The organism is Nocardia sp. NPDC058058 (assembly GCF_042885355.1).
In the GTDB taxonomy this organism is placed as follows: Bacteria; Actinomycetota; Actinomycetes; order Mycobacteriales; family Mycobacteriaceae; genus Nocardia.
In genome coordinates, this window is sequence record NZ_JBHVSA010000002.1 from 1,205,173 (window position 1) to 1,222,664 (window position 17,492).

At 67.6% G+C, this 17,492-nt stretch carries 19 protein-coding genes and 4 tRNA genes; 10 read left to right on the forward strand and 13 right to left on the reverse strand.

Features of this window, described 5'->3' with window-relative positions:
* Window positions 1-29: 29 nt before the first annotated feature.
* Window positions 30-344 carry a hypothetical protein gene (locus tag ACFVUS_RS20250; RefSeq protein WP_387768187.1) on the forward strand — a complete coding sequence of 105 codons (315 nt, stop codon included), beginning with the start codon at window positions 30-32 and terminating at the stop codon, window positions 342-344.
* Between the two features lie 282 nt (window positions 345-626).
* Here the strand turns inward: ACFVUS_RS20250 and ACFVUS_RS20255 are convergent.
* The 3 genes from ACFVUS_RS20255 to ACFVUS_RS20265 all read right to left on the reverse strand — a co-directional run bounded on the left by ACFVUS_RS20255 (window position 627) and on the right by ACFVUS_RS20265 (window position 1,766).
* Window positions 627-714 (reverse strand) — tRNA-Ser (locus ACFVUS_RS20255).
* 54 nt (window positions 715-768) lie between these two features.
* Complete coding sequence (locus ACFVUS_RS20260; RefSeq protein WP_387768190.1) at window positions 769-1,206, reverse strand: nucleoside deaminase; 438 nt, start codon at window positions 1,204-1,206, stop codon at window positions 769-771.
* Between the two features lie 20 nt (window positions 1,207-1,226).
* Window positions 1,227-1,766: a tRNA adenosine deaminase-associated protein gene (locus ACFVUS_RS20265; RefSeq protein ID WP_364637241.1), complete on the reverse strand. Its 540-nt coding sequence runs from the start codon at window positions 1,764-1,766 to the stop codon at window positions 1,227-1,229.
* A gap of 58 nt (window positions 1,767-1,824) precedes the next feature.
* Between ACFVUS_RS20265 and ACFVUS_RS20270 the strand changes: the two genes are divergently transcribed.
* On the forward strand, window positions 1,825-2,772 hold the full coding sequence (locus ACFVUS_RS20270; protein WP_387768195.1) for a prephenate dehydrogenase: 948 nt from the start codon (window positions 1,825-1,827) through the stop codon (window positions 2,770-2,772).
* A gap of 62 nt (window positions 2,773-2,834) precedes the next feature.
* On the opposite strand, the gene ACFVUS_RS20275 is transcribed toward ACFVUS_RS20270, so the two are convergent.
* Window positions 2,835-3,437, reverse strand: coding sequence for a putative glycolipid-binding domain-containing protein (locus tag ACFVUS_RS20275; RefSeq protein ID WP_364637237.1), 603 nt, complete (start codon window positions 3,435-3,437; stop codon window positions 2,835-2,837).
* A gap of 209 nt (window positions 3,438-3,646) precedes the next feature.
* On the opposite strand from ACFVUS_RS20275, the gene ACFVUS_RS20280 reads away from it, so the two are divergent.
* The 4 genes from ACFVUS_RS20280 to ACFVUS_RS20295 all read left to right on the forward strand — a co-directional run bounded on the left by ACFVUS_RS20280 (window position 3,647) and on the right by ACFVUS_RS20295 (window position 6,803).
* Complete coding sequence (locus tag ACFVUS_RS20280) at window positions 3,647-4,789, forward strand: DNA cytosine methyltransferase (protein WP_387770041.1); 1,143 nt, start codon at window positions 3,647-3,649, stop codon at window positions 4,787-4,789.
* Between the two features lie 56 nt (window positions 4,790-4,845).
* Window positions 4,846-5,259, forward strand: coding sequence for a very short patch repair endonuclease (locus tag ACFVUS_RS20285; protein WP_364637235.1), 414 nt, complete (start codon window positions 4,846-4,848; stop codon window positions 5,257-5,259).
* Between the two features lie 97 nt (window positions 5,260-5,356).
* A complete protein-coding gene (locus ACFVUS_RS20290) occupies window positions 5,357-6,082 on the forward strand; it encodes a DUF998 domain-containing protein (protein ID WP_387768200.1) in 726 nt (241 codons plus the stop codon).
* A gap of 10 nt (window positions 6,083-6,092) precedes the next feature.
* Window positions 6,093-6,803, forward strand: coding sequence for a maleylpyruvate isomerase family mycothiol-dependent enzyme (locus ACFVUS_RS20295; protein WP_387768203.1), 711 nt, complete (start codon window positions 6,093-6,095; stop codon window positions 6,801-6,803).
* Window positions 6,804-6,861: 58 nt separating this feature from the next.
* Here ACFVUS_RS20295 and ACFVUS_RS20300 read toward each other — a convergent pair.
* From ACFVUS_RS20300 to ACFVUS_RS20310, 3 genes are all read right to left on the reverse strand, one after another.
* Window positions 6,862-6,934 (reverse strand) — tRNA-Arg (locus ACFVUS_RS20300).
* Window positions 6,935-6,977: 43 nt separating this feature from the next.
* A tRNA-Ser gene (locus ACFVUS_RS20305) sits at window positions 6,978-7,067 on the reverse strand.
* Window positions 7,068-7,192: 125 nt separating this feature from the next.
* Window positions 7,193-7,882 carry a dienelactone hydrolase family protein gene (locus ACFVUS_RS20310; protein WP_387768206.1) on the reverse strand — a complete coding sequence of 230 codons (690 nt, stop codon included), beginning with the start codon at window positions 7,880-7,882 and terminating at the stop codon, window positions 7,193-7,195.
* Window positions 7,883-8,073: 191 nt separating this feature from the next.
* Between ACFVUS_RS20310 and hisC the strand changes: the two genes are divergently transcribed.
* Window positions 8,074-9,150: a histidinol-phosphate transaminase gene (gene hisC / locus ACFVUS_RS20315; RefSeq protein ID WP_387768209.1), complete on the forward strand. Its 1,077-nt coding sequence runs from the start codon at window positions 8,074-8,076 to the stop codon at window positions 9,148-9,150.
* A gap of 13 nt (window positions 9,151-9,163) precedes the next feature.
* Here the strand turns inward: hisC and ACFVUS_RS20320 are convergent, their stop codons facing one another.
* The 5 genes from ACFVUS_RS20320 to ACFVUS_RS20340 form a co-directional block, all read right to left on the reverse strand.
* Window positions 9,164-10,216 (reverse strand): alpha/beta hydrolase, encoded by a 1,053-nt coding sequence (locus tag ACFVUS_RS20320; protein WP_387768212.1) that lies wholly within the window; start codon window positions 10,214-10,216, stop codon window positions 9,164-9,166.
* 20 nt (window positions 10,217-10,236) lie between these two features.
* Window positions 10,237-11,268, reverse strand: coding sequence for a HoxN/HupN/NixA family nickel/cobalt transporter (locus tag ACFVUS_RS20325; RefSeq protein ID WP_387770044.1), 1,032 nt, complete (start codon window positions 11,266-11,268; stop codon window positions 10,237-10,239).
* 135 nt (window positions 11,269-11,403) lie between these two features.
* Window positions 11,404-11,488 (reverse strand) — tRNA-Ser (locus ACFVUS_RS20330).
* A gap of 67 nt (window positions 11,489-11,555) precedes the next feature.
* On the reverse strand, window positions 11,556-11,966 hold the full coding sequence (locus ACFVUS_RS20335; RefSeq protein ID WP_387770047.1) for a MarR family winged helix-turn-helix transcriptional regulator: 411 nt from the start codon (window positions 11,964-11,966) through the stop codon (window positions 11,556-11,558).
* Between the two features lie 156 nt (window positions 11,967-12,122).
* Window positions 12,123-13,298, reverse strand: coding sequence for an alpha-hydroxy-acid oxidizing protein (locus tag ACFVUS_RS20340; protein WP_387768215.1), 1,176 nt, complete (start codon window positions 13,296-13,298; stop codon window positions 12,123-12,125).
* Between the two features lie 358 nt (window positions 13,299-13,656).
* Here ACFVUS_RS20340 and ACFVUS_RS20345 point away from each other — a divergent pair, with 358 nt between their 5' ends.
* Window positions 13,657-14,643, forward strand: a complete 987-nt coding sequence (locus tag ACFVUS_RS20345; RefSeq protein ID WP_387768218.1) for an NAD(P)H-quinone oxidoreductase — start codon at window positions 13,657-13,659, stop codon at window positions 14,641-14,643.
* On the opposite strand, the gene ACFVUS_RS20350 is transcribed toward ACFVUS_RS20345, so the two are convergent.
* Complete coding sequence (locus ACFVUS_RS20350) at window positions 14,640-15,845, reverse strand: cysteine desulfurase-like protein (RefSeq protein WP_375961918.1); 1,206 nt, start codon at window positions 15,843-15,845, stop codon at window positions 14,640-14,642. The genes ACFVUS_RS20345 and ACFVUS_RS20350 overlap by 4 nt on opposite strands.
* 101 nt (window positions 15,846-15,946) lie before the next feature.
* On the opposite strand from ACFVUS_RS20350, the gene ACFVUS_RS20355 reads away from it, so the two are divergent.
* Window positions 15,947-16,537, forward strand: coding sequence for a bacterial proteasome activator family protein (locus ACFVUS_RS20355; RefSeq protein WP_387768221.1), 591 nt, complete (start codon window positions 15,947-15,949; stop codon window positions 16,535-16,537).
* 124 nt (window positions 16,538-16,661) lie between these two features.
* Entirely contained in the window at window positions 16,662-17,486 is an 825-nt protein-coding gene (locus tag ACFVUS_RS20360; protein ID WP_387768224.1) for an ABC transporter permease, read from the forward strand.
* Window positions 17,487-17,492: the final 6 nt, after the last annotated feature.

A 17,492-nucleotide genomic window follows, 5' to 3' on the forward strand; every position in this document is an offset into this window, starting at 1 on the left:
CAACGGGCATGCGGATTACGGTCTCGCCCATGACACGAATCCTGGCGAAAGTATCCGCGGCCGCCGCCCTGTCCGCTGCCATCGTCACCTCCGGGGTGACGCTGGCGGGCACGGCCAATGCCGAAGCCCAGACCCTGCAACCCGCCCCGATCGCCGATTCCGGATCAGGTCACTCGCTTGTGCAATCCGGCTCCGGCACCGGCTCGGCCGCGCTCGACCTGCCCACCGCCTACATCCTCTGCAACCTCACGGGCGGCGAATACCACCTCGGCATCAGCATGACCTCCCCCAATATCCGCGGCTGCTTCGGCGGCCTGTTCGCCGGCCCGATCAGCCCCATCTGATCCGAAACGTGAAGCCCCGCAACCGAAAACGGTTGCGGGGCTTCAACTGTCAGCGATCAGTGCGGGGTGTTCGCGTAAGCGGAGCCCGCACTCGCCACCTGCAGAGCCTTGGCGAAGAAGATGCTGAGAAGTTCCATGTCCCCTGAATTCCTAACTCCCGTGGATTGGGCGGACCACATTCCGCCGGGACTACCGATATCACATCTGCGCCACCGACGCATCCGGATATGTTGCGGCACAAGCAAAAAGCCCCTCGCCTGAATTCAGGCGAGGGGCTTGCAGCGGTGGCGGAGGGATTTGAACCCTCGGAGGGGGGTTACCCCTCACACGCTTTCGAGGCGTGCTCCTTAGGCCGCTCGGACACGCCACCGCCGGTGACTTTACCGGACCACCCGCCGAATACCGAAATCGGCCGGAAAGGGGGTCAGGGGCGCTGGGTTTTGAAGAAGGTGTCCAGCAGAGCGGCGCATTCGGGTTCCAGGATGCCGCCGCGGACCTGCGGGCGATGATTGAGACGTCGGTCACGTACCACGTCCCAGAGCGAGCCCACCGCACCGGTTTTCGGCTCCCACGCGCCGAAGATCACCTTGCCCACCCGGGACAGCACCAGCGCGCCCGCGCACATGGTGCAGGGTTCGAGGGTGACCGCGAGGGTCGCGCCCTCCAGCCGCCAGCCGTCGCCCATCACCCGCGCGGCGGCGCGCAGGGCCAGGACTTCGGCGTGCGCGGTCGGATCACCGAGCGCCTCACGGGCATTGGCGGCCCGGGCCAGTTCGCGGCCCGAGCCGTCGAAGACGACCGCGCCCACCGGAACGTCCCGTGGGTCGGCTGTGCGCGCGGCCGCGATGGCCGCGCGGATCATGTCCTCGTCCGAGAGCGGGTTCAGCGCGGGAGTTTGTCGAGGGCCGCGGCGAACTGATCGGCGAAGCCCAGCGAGCGGGCCACCATACCGAGCTGTTCGTCGGGGTAGAGGTCGGTTTCGGCGAGGATGACGCTGAGCACGGGTTCGGGCAGGCCCAGGTCGGACAGCACGCCGAGGTCGCCCTCCTCCCAGGGTTCGATGTCATCGAGTTCGTCCGGATCGATATCCGGGATCTCGATGTTCAGCTCCTCGAGCACATCGGCGGCGATGTCGTAGTCGATGGCCGCGGTCGCATCGGAGAGCAGGATTCTGCTGCCGGTGGGGCCGGGACGGAGGATGATGAAGAATTCGTCGTCGATATCGAGCAGGCCGAATACCGCGCCGGAAGCTCGCAGCTCACGCAACTCGGCCTCGGCCGCGGAAAGACTGGAGAGGGCAGCCGCGCTCAAAGGCGTGACTTTCCAATCGGCTTCTTCGCGGACAACCGCCACTGCGAACCCTTCCACGTCGTCGTACTCATCCGACGCCGCCCTGTTCGTGCTCGAGCGCTGTGCTGCCATGGGCGCAACGGTAGTCCGCTTCGGGGGAAATGTTGAAGTCGTATGCGAATCTGATCGCATGACGGGCCATCCGAAAGCAGCTGTCTGTGTCCTGGGCGCCGGATTGATCGGCGGATCGGTGCTCCGCGCCGCCGCCGCGGCGGGCTACGACGTATGGGGTTTCAACCGATCCGAGGCGGGCGCGAAAGCCGCCCGCGCCGATGACGTCGACGTGACCAGCGAGATCGAACCGGTGCTGCGGCGGGCGGCACGCGAGGACGCGCTGATCGTGGTCGGCGTGCCCATGCCCGCGCTGGACACCATCCTCTCGGATGTGAAGTCCTTCGCACCGGACTGCGCGCTCACCGATGTGGTGAGCGTCAAAGCCCCGGTGGCGGCGGCTATGAAGCGGCATGAGCTGGCGGCGCGGTACGTGGGCGGGCATCCGATGGCGGGGACCAGCGAGTCCGGTTGGGCCGCATCCACTCCCGATCTGTTCCAGCGCGCCGCCTGGGCGGTGAGCGTGGATCCGGGGACGCACGCCGGCGCGTTCGAGCGGGTGGCGCGACTGGCCCTGGATTGCGGGTCGGTGGTGGTGCCGGTGCTGAGCGAGGAACACGATCGGGCCGTGGCGCGCATCTCGCATCTGCCGCATGTGCTCGCCGAGGCGCTCGCGATCCAGGGCCGCAATGGCGGCGCGCTGGCGCTGGGCCTGGCCGCGGGGTCATTCCGCGACGGCACCCGGGTCGCGGCCACCGCGCCGGATCTGGTGCGCGCCATCTGCGATCCGAACGCGACCGCGCTGCTCGAGGTGCTGGAGGACGCGCTGCGGGTGCTGGAGGGCGCGCGGGACAGCCTGCGCGAGAACGGCACCATCGGGCAGCTGGCCGATGCGGGCCATGACGCACGCGTCGACTTCGACGACAACGAGCGCTGGGCGATCACCGATATCCGCCCGGGCGACCAGGATTGGGCCGAGCGGCTGGCCGAGGCCGGGCGGCGCGGCGGGGTCATCGAGTCGCTGTAGGTGTGGATCCCGGCCAAAAGCATGCCGGGATGACGGGGGCCGCTACCGAGAACGGGGGCGGCTCAGATGCGTTCGGCGAGGCCGGGGTAATCCAGCAGGAAGCCGTCGTCGTCGACTTTCACCGTCGCGCTGGAGACGGGTGAGAGCACGTGGATGCCGTCGGCGCCGCTGCTGTAGGTGAGGCTGGCTTCCTGGACGTGCAGGTCGGGCAGGCGGACGTAGACGACCGGGACCTGGACGTCCTCGCTGGCGTGCGCCAGGCCGTAGCGGCGGATGGGCAGGGTGTTGAAGAACGGGCTCAGCACCACGTCGACGTCGAGCGCACCGCCGAAGGTGGAGCGCACATGTGTGCCACCGGCGTCGATGAGCCAGTAGTTCTCCTCGTCGCGGGCGATGGATGCGTGCCGTTCGCCGGTGGCCAGGGTGCTGCGCAGGGACAGTCGGCGGGTGACGCCGTTCTCGTCGGTGACCAGGTCGTAGGAGGCGCTGAAGGCCGGGTGATCCTCGCACTCGCCCGCGATGATGCGGCCCGCGGCGCGAATCCGGTTGCCGCTGAGCACAACCCGCACCGATTCCATTCGCGACGCGTTATGCGCGCGCCAGGTCAATATCGACGGCCATTTCGGCGCCGCCGGTTTCGAATCCTCGCTCCCGCTCTCCGTCACGCCTATAACCGTACGTGCAGCCGGTTTTCCTCCGGTGACCCCCGGCGCGCGTTTCCCGGCGGCGTGTCGGGGTGCTGACGCCCGGAGGCGAGAGAGACCGCCCGGTATGCCCGGTGTTGCTCGGCGGCGGGTCGCGGGGACTCGAGTAACGTATCCGCGGGCAAGTGGGGAACTCGGGGCTGGAAGGGATTTTTGTGGCTGGCGCGCGGATGGTCGGGCTGTTCGCCGGTATCGGCGGGCTGGAGCTCGGACTGGCCGCACACGGCTGGCAGAGCGAACTGCTGTGCGAGATCGACGCGGGCGCGCAGGCCGTGCTCGCCGCCAGGTTCCCCGGGGTGGAGCTGCACTCGGATGTGACCCGGCTGCGGTCGCTGCCCGCCGGAACCGATCTGGTGGCCGCCGGATTCCCCTGCCAGGACCTGTCCCAGGCCGGGCGCACCGCCGGAATCACCGGTGCGCGTTCGGGTTTGGTTGACGAGGTGTTCCGGCTGGTGAAGCGCAAGCGCGGACCGCGCTGGCTGCTCATCGAGAATGTCCCGTTCATGCTGCAGCTGGGCGCGGGCGCGGCCATGCGGCACATTACGAGCGCGCTGGAGGAGCTCGGATACACCTGGGCATACCGGGTGGTCGACGCGCGCGCGTTCGGGCTGCCACAGCGCCGTCAGCGGGTGCTCATGCTGGCCTCGCGCACCGAGGACCCGCGGCCCGTACTGTTCGGCACCGACGCCGGACCGCATCCGGTCGGCGATCCGGCGCACGATCCGTGCGGGTTCTACTGGACCGAGGGCAATCGCGGCCTGGGCTGGGCGGTGAACGCGGTGCCGACCCTCAAGGGCGGTTCCGGCCTCGGCATCGCAAGCCCGCCCGCCGTGCGGCTGCCCTCCGGTGAGCTGGTCACCCCGGGCATCACCGACTGTGAACGCTTACAGGGCTTCGACCGGGATTGGACGACACCGGCTCTCGATGTCCCGGGGGTGCGGCGCGGGCATCGCTGGAAGCTGGTCGGCAACGCGGTGAGCGTACGGATGGCGTCCTGGATCGCGGGTCGCCTCGCCGATCCCGCCGATGACCCGTTCCCGGCGGGCGAACCGCATACCCGCCGCGCCTGGCCGCTGGCCGCGTGGGGACGCGACGGCGAGGTGTACCGGGTTCCGGTGTCCACCTGGCCGGTGCACGCGCCGTACGAGGATCTGCGCTGGTTCCTCGACGATGTGAACCTGCTCTCGGCCCGCGCCACGGCCGGATTCCTGCGCCGCACCACGATGGGCACGCTGCGTTTCCCGCCCGGTTTCATCGAGGACGTGGAGAACCATCTCGACCGAATGGGAGGATTCCCCCGCGAGGCGGCCTGAGCCGAACGGGCGAATTATCCGATCGCACTGCAGAAGTCGCTGATTCAGGAGTTGTCATGCCGCGTCCGATCACCGATGCGGCGACCAGTGCCCGAATGGCGAAGCAGCGCCGCGTCGACACCAAACCGGAAATGGCGCTGCGGCGGGAATTGCACCGGCGGGGTGCGCGGTTCTTCGTGGACAGGGCTCCACTGCCGAAGATGCGGCGGCGGGCCGACATCGTGTTCCCGCGGCGGAAGGTGGCGGTTTTCGTGGACGGCTGTTTCTGGCACAGCTGTCCGCAACACGCCACCTCACCGAAGAACAACGCCGAATTCTGGGCCGAGAAACTGGCCGGGAATGTGGCCCGGGATCGCGATACCGATGCGCGGCTGACGGCGCAGGGCTGGACGGTGGTGCGGGTGTGGGAACACGAATCGGCGCAAGCGGCCGCCGACCTGGTATTGCTGGTATTGGCCCGCGGGGCGTGAAGCCCGCACGGCCGATGCGCGACAATGGACGTACCACCGGACCGTCCGACCAGTACGGCTGCGAGAGCGAGCGAGGCCAGCGAAAGCGAGTACGGCTATGACCCGGACCCAGGAGAAACAGGCAGCGGCGGCGCCGAGCGAGGCACCGCCCACCCCACGCTGGCGACGGGTACTGCGCTGGTGCATCGCGATCCTGATCGGTTTCGCGGGACTCGGTTACTCCTCGTGGGTGCTGGAATTCCTACTACCCATCCCCAGCGATCCGACCAATACCTTCCTGAGTCAGCTGGCCGAGAAGGGCGCACCGTTCCGCTGGGTCTTCACCACCGGTGACACCGTGTCGGGCGCGATGCTCGCGGTGGCCGGTATCGGCGGACTGCTGTTGTTCTCGCGCCGCCGCTATTCCACCATCGGCTGGATCGCGCTGACCTGTTTCGGGCTGTCCACCATCGCCGATGCCCAGTGGCCGATCGATCCCACTGTGACGCATACGTATTCGGAATCCGGACTGGTTCCGCAGTTGCACCAGATTCACGCGCTCACCAGTTCGCTGGCGGTGTTCTCCATCTACATCGCGATGATCGCGTTCAGTGTGGCGGCGTTCAAGTACAAGCGCTGGCCGATCCTGCGCCATACCGGCCTGTGGATTCTGATCATCGGTTCGGTGGTGACGGCGTGGATGCTGATCGCCGACAATCTGCCCGGCAATTACGGTCTCGGCATCGCACAGCGCATCCAGGTGGGCGCGATGTCGCTGTGGCTGGTCGTGCTGGCGGTGCAAATCGTTCTCGCCGAACGGGATTCCGACCGCCGCGCTGGGTAGGGTCGATGCTGTGACCAGCGACGCACTCACCGAGATTCCCACGCAGCTCGACACTGTCGCCGCCGCGACGAGCCTGTTGATCGACGCCGCCTCCGGCCTCACCGACGCCGATCTGATCGAACCGTCACTGCTGCCCGGCTGGACCCGCGGACATGTGCTGGCGCATCTGTCCCGCAACGCGGACAGCCTGGTGAACCTGCTGCTGTGGGCGCGCACCGGTATCGAAACCCCGCAGTACGCAAGCGCTTTCCTGCGCGACGCCGATATCGAGGCGGGCGCCCCGCGCGCGCTGCGCGAACAGTTCGAGGACCTCACCGCCTCCGCCGAGCGCTGGCTGGCGCTGGCCCGGGTGATGCCCGCCGAATCCTGGCACGCGATCGTGCGCAACCGCCAGGGCGGTGAACTCCCCGCCAGCCGGGTGCTGTGGATGCGCCTGCTGGAGGTCGAGATCCACCACGTGGACCTGAATGTGGGCTACACGCCCCAGGATTGGCCCGCTCCCTTCGTGGCCCGCCTACTCCCCCAGTCCATCACCGACCTGTCCGCCAAGGATGGCCCCGGCTTCACCGTCACCGCGACCGACACCGGCTACACCGGCACGGTCGGCACCCCTGAGACGGAAATCACCGGCCCCGCACCGGCTCTCGCCGCCTGGCTCATCGGCCGCTCGAGTGGCGCGGATCTCACCGGCACGCTCCCGAATCTCGCGGCCTGGAAATAGGCACCGCACCGCATGACAAGAACGGCCCCGCACCTGTCGGTGCGGGGCCGTTCTGTTGTGCGCCCGAAGGGATTCGAACCCCTAACCTTCTGATCCGTAGTCAGATGCTCTATCCGTTGAGCTACGGGCGCATGGTCGAACATATTCAGTTGTAGCAGCCCGGCGAACCGGGCTTGGCGGAGGCGAGAGGATTTGAACCTCCGGTCCCCGTGAAGGGACAACTCATTAGCAGTGAGTCCCATTCGGCCGCTCTGGCACGCCTCCTGGAGCCTTCTCTTACGAGGGCGCCGGTCCTTTCGAACCGCCGGGACGAAAGATTACACAGCGGGTGACCAATAGGCAAAACGGCTGGTCAGAGGCGCGGTGCGGGGCATTCGCCGAGGACGGTTTCAGCGCAGGTGACTGTCGAACCATTCGAAGATCCGGGTTTGCGCGTCGAGGGTGGCGGCGTCGTCCGGTGCGGCGGGGTCGAAGCCGGGGTGATCGGGGCGGTGCCGCAGACCCGGATAGGTGACCACCAGGGTTGCCACGTCGGCGCGGGCGGCGGCATCGCGCAGCCGGTCGACCTGTTCGGGCGGGGTGCGCGGATCGTCGGCGCCGAACAGCGCGAGCCAGGGCGCCTTGAGACCGGGCGCGGCCGCGGCGAGCGCGACAGCCTGTGGGGTGAGCGGGGTTTCGATGCCGGGGGCGGCGACGCTGACCGCCGCGCCGATCCGGCGATCGGTGGCGACCAGGGCGGCGGCGGTGCCCGCGGAGTCGAACCCGAGCACCCCGATGCAGTCGCCGAAGACGCCGTGCCCGGTGAGCCATTCGAAGCAGGCGTCGAAGTCCTCGACGAGGTCCGCGCCGAAAACCTGTTCGGGCACCACGCCATTGGCGCGGTGGAACAGGTCGGGTGCGACCACCGTCCAGCCGTCATCGGCCAGCGATCGCATGAGATCCAGCAATGGATCGGTGAATTCGCGCGATTCGTGCAACACCACGATGCCGCCTCGTGCATGACCATCCGGTTCGATCACCGTGAGAGGAACCCGCATCGTCTCGTGCACAGGCGCTAGATCTCGGAAAATGCCCGCCATGCAGCCAGAGTAGTTGTGCAAGGTAACTTCGGGATTAATGTTTTGCCGGGGTCAATGCGCAGAACATTTTCCGGTACAAACACCCGCGCAGCAAACGCCGTGCCACTTTCGCGATGGCTACCGATCGGCGGCCGCGGGGTATCGGTACGGCACCACCGGGGCGGGCAGAATCGGGCACCGCATAGGGTGGGATGGTGAGCGCGCACATTCGTCCGGATCTCGATGCCATCCCGGCGTACATCGCCGGCCGCAGCCACCCCGACCTGGTGAAGCTGGCCAGCAACGAGACCACCTTTCCGCCGCTGCCCTCGGTCGCCAAGGCGATCGCCGAGGCCGCCGAACTGGTGAACCGGTACCCGGACAACGCCGCGCTCGAATTGCGCAGCGCCATCGCCGAATTCCACGGTGTCGCGGTGGAGAACGTGGCCGCGGGTTGCGGCAGTGTCGCCATCTGCCAGGAACTGGTGCAGATCACCTGCCTGGCGCCCACCGATGAGGTGGTGTTCGCGTGGCGTTCGTTCGAGGCGTACCCGATCGTGACGCAGGTGGCGGGCGCGACCGCGGTGCGGGTGCCGCTCGACCATGACTTCGCACACGATCTGGACGCGCTGGCGGCGGCGATCACGCCGAATACCCGCGTGGTGTTCGTCTGCAATCCGAACAATCCGACCGGGACCGCGCACGGCACCGCCGAACTCATCCGCTTCGTGGATTCGGTGCCCGCGAACGTGCTGGTGGTGCTGGACGAGGCCTACTACGAGTACATGCGGCTCGAGGATCAGCCCAACGGCGTGGAGATCGGCCGCACCCGGCCCAATGTGCTTGTGCTGCGCACCTTCTCGAAGGCGTACGGGCTCGCGGGACTACGCGTCGGCTACGCGGTCGGCGCTCCCGACGTCGTCACCGCGCTGATGAAGGTGCACATCCCGTTCAGCGTGAACCGGGTCGCGCAGGCCGCCGCCATCGCCTCGCTGGAGGCCCGGCACGAGCTCCTGGAGCGCACCAACGCCGTTGTGGCCGAGCGCAATCGCATGCGGGACGCGCTGGCCGCCGTGGGCTACCGGGTGGCCGACAGCCAGGCGAACTTCCTGTGGCTGCCGCTGGGCGACCGCAGCGGCGAATACGGTCAGGCCAGCGCCGAGGCCGGAGTCCTGGTGCGGCCCTACGGAAATGACGGCGTCCGCATCACCGCGGGCGACCCGCACGAGAACGACCTGTTCCTGAGCTTCGCCACCGATCCCGCGACGGTCGCGCGCTTCCTCGGCTGATGGCCGGTGCGCCTCAGCCGATCCCGAGGCCAAGGGCGATGGTCGGCCAGGAGCGCGGGAGTTCATCGGCCCAGTAGGGCCAGGAGTGGGTGCCGGTGATGCGGCGGTCGACCACGGCGGGGATGCCGAGCTGGCCCAGGCGATCCGAGAGCTGAGCGGTGCACATGTCCGCGCCCGCCTCGAGCGGTCCGCCGAACAGGATCGATTGGCGCGCATCGGGATTGCCCGGACCGTCGTGCTCACCGGGCAGCCCGCTGCCCGAGGACAGGTAGATGGTCTTGCCGCGCAGCGCTTCCGCGTGCACCAGCACATCGTGCGCCGCCCACTGCGGATCGTCCGACGGGCCGAACATATTGTCCGGATCGCCGCCGAAGGTGCCGACCACGGCGCGCGCCTGCGCCTGACCGAAGTCCGAACTCATTGCGTAGCAGCCGCTGTGGGCTCCCACGGCGCGATAGAGCTCCGGATGGCGCACGGCCAGCATCATGGCCGCCTCGGCGCCCATGGAGACGCCGGTGAGCCCGTTGACGCCGTCTCCGCCGAAGCGGGCGTCGAGCAGCGGCGGCAGTTCCCGGGTGAGGAAGGTTTCCCACCGGTTGGTGCCGAGTTTGGGGTCGGCGTGCAGCCAGTCGGTGTAGTAGCTGGCCGGTCCGCCGAGGGTGAAGACCACGTTCACGTTCTTGTCGGCGAAGAAGCGCAGCGCGCCGCCCTTGACCGCCCAGTTGTTGGCGTCGGCCGCGGCGCTGCGCCCGTCCAGCATGTAGAGGGTGGGGCGCGGGGAATCGCGGACGGCGGGCAGCAGCACCTGCACGTCGACGGTCCGCCCCATGGCGGGTGAGTCGACCGAGACCTGGAGCAGCCGATCGTTCAGGTTCGCGACGCGCGCGATGGCGGCGTGAGAGGGGTGCACCGGGTCGACCGCGGGCGGGGCCTCCTCATTGGATCCGGAGTCCACGGGCGGTTCGGCGAGTGATTGCGGTAGAGCGAACAGCGCCGCACCGGCGAGCAGTGCGACGCTGGCGAGGGCGCCGGCGAGGCGACGCCGTACTGCACTGCGGCGAAGCACCCTGCCAATCCTGCCAGAAATCATTCGGTGGCGAGATCACGTTCCCAGCGCGTCTCCACATCTGTGAAGCGCCACACAGCGATTGCGACCGCCCAGGTGCCCAGGAACAGCCCGGCGATGACGAAGCCGAGATCCCCGAGGTCCAGATTTCCGATCCAGGCGATGAAACCCGTTGTGATATCGAGACGTTCGACGAAGATCGAGATGATCTCCTGCACGCCGATCAGCAGTGCGACGGCCACGGACAGCCCGGTGATGACCAGGTTGTAGTAGATCTTGCGCACCGGTCGCGCGAACGCCCAGTCGTAGGCGTAGCTCATGAACGAGCCGTCGAGGGCGTCGAACAGCGTCATACCGGCCGAAAACAGCACGGGCAGAACGAGAATCGTGTACCAGGGCAGGCCGGTGGCGGCCGCGCCGCCCGCGATCACCAGCAGGCCGACCTCGGTGACGGTGTCGAAGCCGAGCCCGAAAAGCAGTCCGACCGGGTACATCTGCCACGGTTTGCGCACCAGCTTCACGACCGGGCCGAGGATGCGGTTGAGCGCGCCGCGGTGTTCGAGTTCGTATTCCAGTCGCGCCTCGTCGAGGTCACCGCCGCGCATGCGCCGGTACACCTTCCAGATGGCGATCAGCGACGCCAGATTCAGCAGGCCGATGGCGATCAGGAAGACGCCGGAGATGCTGGTGCCCCACAGCCCCGTCCACTTGTGCAGGGCCGAGCCCTCGTCCTCGATGGGTCTGGCGAGCGCGCGCACACCGGCCGCCAGCAGGGCCACCATCAGGAACACGATGCTGGAATGGCCGAGGGCGAACCAGAATCCGACGGTGTGCGTCTTGGCGCGGCCGTTCTCGGCGACGAGTTTGCGGGTGGTGTTGTCGATGGCGGCGATGTGGTCGGCGTCGAAGGCGTGCCGCATGCCGAGCGTGTAGGCGGTCACGCCCAGTCCGACCCCGAAGACCGCGCCCTGCACCATGTGATGGCCCGGCACCACGAAGATCAGCAGGGTGCCCCAGCCGATGATGTGCAGCGCGAGAACCGCGAGACCCATTGCCACCCAACCGCGCACGACACAACCTCATCTCGCCGTGCCCGCACCTGCGCCACATCCTCGGAGCCCTCGGCGCGGGCGTCGACGCAAATGGGCACCGGCAACTTGATCCGGTGCCCATCTACGTATCTACAGCGGAAGCGGAGGGATTTGAACCCCCGGTCGCTCTCACGACGCTCGCTTTCAAGGCGAGTGCATTCGGCCGCTCTGCCACGCTTCCAGCGGGCTCGATGTTAGCAGTGCGGGCGCACGGCCCGCCTGCCACTTCGCACACGCTGGACGCGTGCTCAGTCGGCGCGGTGGTCGCCCGCACGGTCGATGAGTTCCATCGCGGCGGCCAGCGCGGTCAATTGCTGCGGGGTGAGCAGGTCGATGAAGTAGCGGCGGACGGCGGCGACGTGGCCGGGGGCGGCCAGGCGCAGGCGGCGCATGCCCTCGTCGGTGAGCTGGGCCAGCACGCCGCGGCCGTCGTCCTCACAGGCGGTGCGGCGCACCATCTGCTGGGCCTCGAGACGACGGATCTGATGGGTGAGGCGGCTGCGGGAGGAGAGCACGCCGTCGGCGAGATCGCTCATGCGCAGCGAGCGGCCGGGCGCCTCGGAGAGTTTGACCAGAATGCGATAGTCGGCGAAGGAGAGCGCGCTGTCGCGTTGCAATTGGCGATTGAGGTCGGCCATGAGGCGCTGGCCGCCATCCATGTAGGACCGCCACGCGCGTTGCTGTTCCGGGGTGAGCCACCGCGGTTCGGCAGCGAACCCGCGGCCGCCGCCGGATTCGAACGCCACGCCTGATTGTAGCCAGACGAGCAGGTCGAACCCGGGCGAGCTGCGCTGGAGTTTTTCCCGAAGATCGGCTCAGCGGAAGGAGCTGATCATGGTGCGGCTCAGGTCGTGAACGCTGGAGCAGCCCGAAAGTCCCATGGCCGCATCGAAATCCGCGAGCAGGGTGCGCAGCGCGTGCCGCACGCCGTCGCGTCCGGCGATACCGAGGCCGTAGGCCCAGGGGCGGCCGTAGAGCACCGCCTTCGCGCCGAGGGACAGCGCGATCATGACGTCGGAGCCGGTGCGGATGCCCGAATCGAAGAGCACATCGGCGCGATCGCCGACGGTTGCGACGATCGTCGGCAGTGCGTCCAGGGCGGCGATGGCCCCGTCCACCTGGCGGCCGCCGTGATTGCTGACGATCACCGCGTCCGCCCCGGCGTCGACGCATTGGCGGGCGTCATCGGGATGCACCACGCCCTTGACCGCGATGGGCAGGGTGGTCCAGTCCCGCAGTCGCGAGATATCCGCGGGCCGCAGACCGTGATTGCCGAACAGGCCGATCCAGGTGAGCACGGCCGCGCGCATGGCGTCCTCGCTCTCCTCCGGCGGGGCGGGGAGTTTGGCGCGGAAGACCGGATCCGAGAGGTAGTTGGCAATGCCCTTGGCCGCCAGGAACGGCAGGTGCCCGAGCTCCAGATCGCGCGGCCGCCAACCCAGCGACGGGGTGTCGACGGTGACGACAATGGCCTTGGCTCCGGCCTTTTCGGCGCGTTCGACGAAGGAGTGCGCGAGTTCGGGATCGCTGGGCCAGTACAGCTGATACCACCAGTCACCCGCGAGCGCCCCGGCCTCCTCGATGGTGGAGGAGCCCGCGGTGGACAGCACCATGCCGATGCCGAGTTCCCTTGTGACATCGGCGACGACGGTCTCGCCACGCTCGTGCAGCAGGCCGAGCACCCCGATGGGCGCGGTGAGAATCGGTGCGGCCAAATGGGTTCCGAGCACCTCGACCGAGAGATCGCGGGCGTCCGGGCCGCTGGTGCCGCGCAGCACCCTGGGCATGAGCCGGTATTTCTCGAAGGCGTGCAGATTGTTCGCCGCGGTGCGCTCGGATGACGCGCTGCCCGCCACATAGGCGAAGGCCGCCGGTTCCAGTACTTCCCGAGCCCGGGCTTCGAGTCCGGCCGCCGTCATGGGTAGGGCGGGGACATTGCCGGCGAGTCCGGAAAGGTAGATCTCGTTCTGGAAGTCGACGAAACTGCTCATTCGGCAAACGCTAGTACCAACACCGGTGGTACGGGGGGTGTCGGAAATACTTTCCCGGAGCGTAACTTCCGGAAAGGTTCCGGCTCGAATGCGCTGGTATCAGCGGCGGTTGCTGCGCACGCGCACCAGTGCGCGCGGGGATTCGGCGGCGACGAAGCCGGAAATGGCCATTGCGGTCAGGATGGTCAGGGCGCACAGCGCGGTCACGAAGCCGATCATGGATTCTCCCTTTCGGATGTGGTCATTACACAATGACCGCCGAAGCTGACAGGAGGCTGTGCTCCCGCCCAGGCCCGCCTGGCAATAAGCGAGCCCGGCCTGACAGTAATCGTTGATCCGCCGCCGTAGGCTCGCTTTCATGTATGCGGTGACACTCGACGGTTTCGGTGAGCCAGAGGTCATGAAATGGGCGCAGGTACCCGACCTGCCCGCGCCCGGACCCGGTGAAGTAGTGATCGAGGTGGCGGCCGCCGGTGTGAACCGCGCGGACCTGATGCAGCGGCAGGGGTTCTATCCGCCGCCGCCCGGCGCCAGCGAGATATTGGGGCTGGAGGTTTCCGGTGTGATCGCGGCGCTCGGCCCGCACGTGCGCGATTGGCATGTGGGCGACCGGGTGTGCGCGCTGCTGTCCGGCGGCGGATATGCCGAACGGGTGATCGCACCCGAATCCCAACTGCTGCCGATCCCGGAACATTTGGATGTGGCTGCGGCGGCGGCACTTCCGGAGGTGGCGGCGACCGTCTGGTCGAATCTGGTGATGACCGCCGGATTGCACAGCGGACATCTGCTGCTGATTCATGGCGGCGGCAGTGGCATCGGCACGCACGCCATTCAGGTGGCGCGGGCGCTGGGCGCGCGGGTGGCGGTGACCGCGGGCTCGGACGCGAAGTTGGAGCTGTGCCGGGAACTGGGCGCGACGGTGCTGATCAATTACCGCGAACATGATTTCGTCACCGTCATCCACAGCGAATATCCCGGTGTGGACATCATTCTCGACAATATGGGTGCGGCCTATCTGGAACGCAATGTCGAGGCGCTCGCCGATGACGGCCGACTGGTGATCATCGGCATGCAGGGCGGGGTCAAGGCCGAACTGAATCTCGGTGCGCTGCTTGCCAAACGCGGCACCATTCACGCCACCAATCTGCGCCGCCGCCCCGAACACGGCCGCGGCTCCAAAGCGGAGATCATCACCGAGTTGCGCCGTCACCTGTGGCCGATGATCTCCGACGGCACCATCGTCCCCGTCGTCTCCGACGAACTGCCCATAACCGATGTGGCACAGGCACATCGGCTGCTGGACTCGCCGGAGAACTTCGGGAAGGTGATCCTGCGGGTCGACTAGGTGTCGAGTGCGGTGAGGGCGCGGCCGAGCTGATCGATCTCGAATTTGGTCGTGTACGGGGCGAGACCGATGGTGACCGCCCCGCCCTCGTCGTTCACCCCGAGCGCGTCGAGCAGGCGGGAGCCGCCGTGCGATCCGCTCAGGGTGCCGATGCGGGCGTCGGCGAGTTTGGCCGAGACCTTCTCCGCCTGCATGCCCGAGATGGTGAAGCTCACCGTCGGAATGCGGGTGGAGGCGCGGCCGATGACGGTCAGGTTCGGGATGGTGTCCAGCACCGACATCAGATGTTCGAAGAGTTGATCGTGATAGTCCTGCAGCGACGTGATGGACATCTCGAGGCGTTCGCGGCGGGTGCCGGTGGCGCGTTCGTCGAGTCCGGCCAGATAGTCGACCGAGGTGGCCAGGCCCGCCAGCAGCGCGTACTGGTGCCCGCCGACCTCGAGCCGCTCCGCGCCCTTGGCATACGGGTTGAGCGACATGGACGGAATCCGGTCCAGGAACGCGGGATCGCGGAAAACCAGTGCGCCGATCTGCGGTCCGCCCCACGCGGGTGCGCTGAGCGCGATCACATCGGCGTTGAGTTCGTCGATATCGATGAGCGCGTACGGCGCGGCCCCGAAGCAGTCGGCGACCAGCAGCCCGCCCACCTCGTGCACGCGATCGGCGGCCACCCGCACCGCCGGCGCGGAGCCGACGATCGGGGAGGCGGCGGTCAGCGCGACCAGGCGGGCGGTGGGTCCGATGAGCTCCTCGAACTGCCACGCGGGCATTTCGCAGGTCTCGATCTCCACTTCGGCCCAGCGCACATGTGCGCCATAGCGATTCGCGATGCGCAGCCACGGCGCGACATTGGCTTCGTCATCCAGGCGCGACAGCACGATCCCGGTGCCCAGACCCAGTCGGGAGCTCAGCGATTCGGCCAGCCAGGCCAGCAGTACCGCGCGATCCGGGCCGAGCACCACACCCGCGGGGTCACCGCCGACCAGGTCCGCGACCGCTTCGCGAGCGGCCTCCAGAATGGCGGCGCTGCGCTTGGCGGCGCCGTGCCGATTGGTGTGCGAGAAGGCGGAGGTCCGGAAACCTGTTGAGACGGCTCGTGATACCGAATCGGGGACCAGCATGCCCGCTTGCGGGTCGAGGTGGATCCAGCCGTCGCCCAGGGACGGTATTAGGCCCCGAACCCGTGCGACGTCGTAAGTCATGCTGGTCACTCTAAAGGCAGAGGGCAAGTCGGCGTAACGGTGTGTGCGGTTTGGGTGGGTGCCGCTTAGCGCCGTCGGCGGTGACGGGACATGATGGGGGGATGACGCAATCGGATGGGGCGCCGGAATCCATTGTGGTGATCGGCCCCGAGGGCAAGCCGTTGATGATTCCCGCCGCCGCGCAGATCGGCGGCGAGCCGGTCGAGGTGACCGGACAGGTTGTCGGTGAGGGTAATTCCGACGATTCCGGCGAACAGGATGAGTCGCTCGCCGACATGGTGGAGCAGCCCGCGAAGGTCATGCGCATCGGCACCATGATCAAACAGTTGCTCGAGGAAGTGCGGCACGCACCGCTCGACGACGCCAGCCGCACCCGGCTGCGCGATATCCACCGCACCTCCATTCGCGAACTCGAACAGGGCCTGGCCCCCGAACTCCGCGAAGAACTCGAACGCCTCGCCCTGCCCTTCAGCGATGACGTCATCCCGTCCGACGCCGAACTGCGCATCGCCCAGGCGCAATTGGTCGGCTGGCTGGAGGGCCTGTTCCACGGCATCCAGACCGCGCTCTTCGCCCAGCAGATGGCGGCCCGCGCACAACTGGAACAAATGCGGCACGCGCTCCCGCCCGGCATGAGCGGGAATGATCCGCGCGGCGGGTCGTCCTCCAGCGGTGGTGGCCAATATCTCTGACCATCTGCGGGTCGGCGGCAGGTTCCTGACGCAACTTGCGGGCTATTAGATAGGGTCGGGGACTGTGCCTGCTGCTGCTCCCCCAGACTCGGCGACGACCGAAGTGACTCCGGATGATGAATCGGTGACACTCGTGTCGGATTCGCAGTCGTTCGCGCGTGCGTTCAAGGACTTCCGCGACGGTTTCTCCCAGCGTGAATTGTGGCTGGCGCTCGGCTGGCAGGACATCAAGCAGCGGTACCGGCGTTCGGTGCTGGGGCCGTTCTGGATCACCATCGCCACCGGTTTGCAGGCGGCGGCGATGGGTGTGCTGTACGCCACCCTGTTCGGGCAGTCACTGAATTCGTATCTGCCCTATGTGACGGTCGGCCTGATTGTCTGGAATGTCATCAATGCCAGCATCATCGAGGGCTCCGATGTCTTCATCGCCAATGAGGGCCTGATCAAACAACTTCCGTCGGCGCTGAGCGTGCACGTCTATCGCCTGGTGTGGCGGCAATTCCTGTTCTTCGCGCACAACCTGATCATCTACGTGATCATGCTGGTGGCGTTCAGCATCTGGCGGCATCTGCACTGGTCGGCGCTGCTGGCGATTCCCGGACTGCTGCTGATCTTCCTGAACGCGCTCTGGGTGACGATCGTGTTCGGCATCTTCAGCACCCGCTACCGCGATCTCGCGCCGATCCTGGGCAGCACCACGCTCATGCTCTTCGTGCTGACCCCGGTCATGTGGAAGCCGACCGCGCTGACCGGCACCGCGAGCGATCGCGCGAAACTCGCCGAGCTGGTGCCGACCTTCCACTACCTGGAGATCGTGCGCGCGCCGCTGCTGGGCGATCCGATTCACCTGCGCAGCTGGATTGTGGTGCTGGCCATCACCGTCGTCGGCTGGATAGTCGCGATACTGGCTATGAAGAAGTTCCGTTCCCGCGTCCCCTACTGGGTGTGAAGGCTC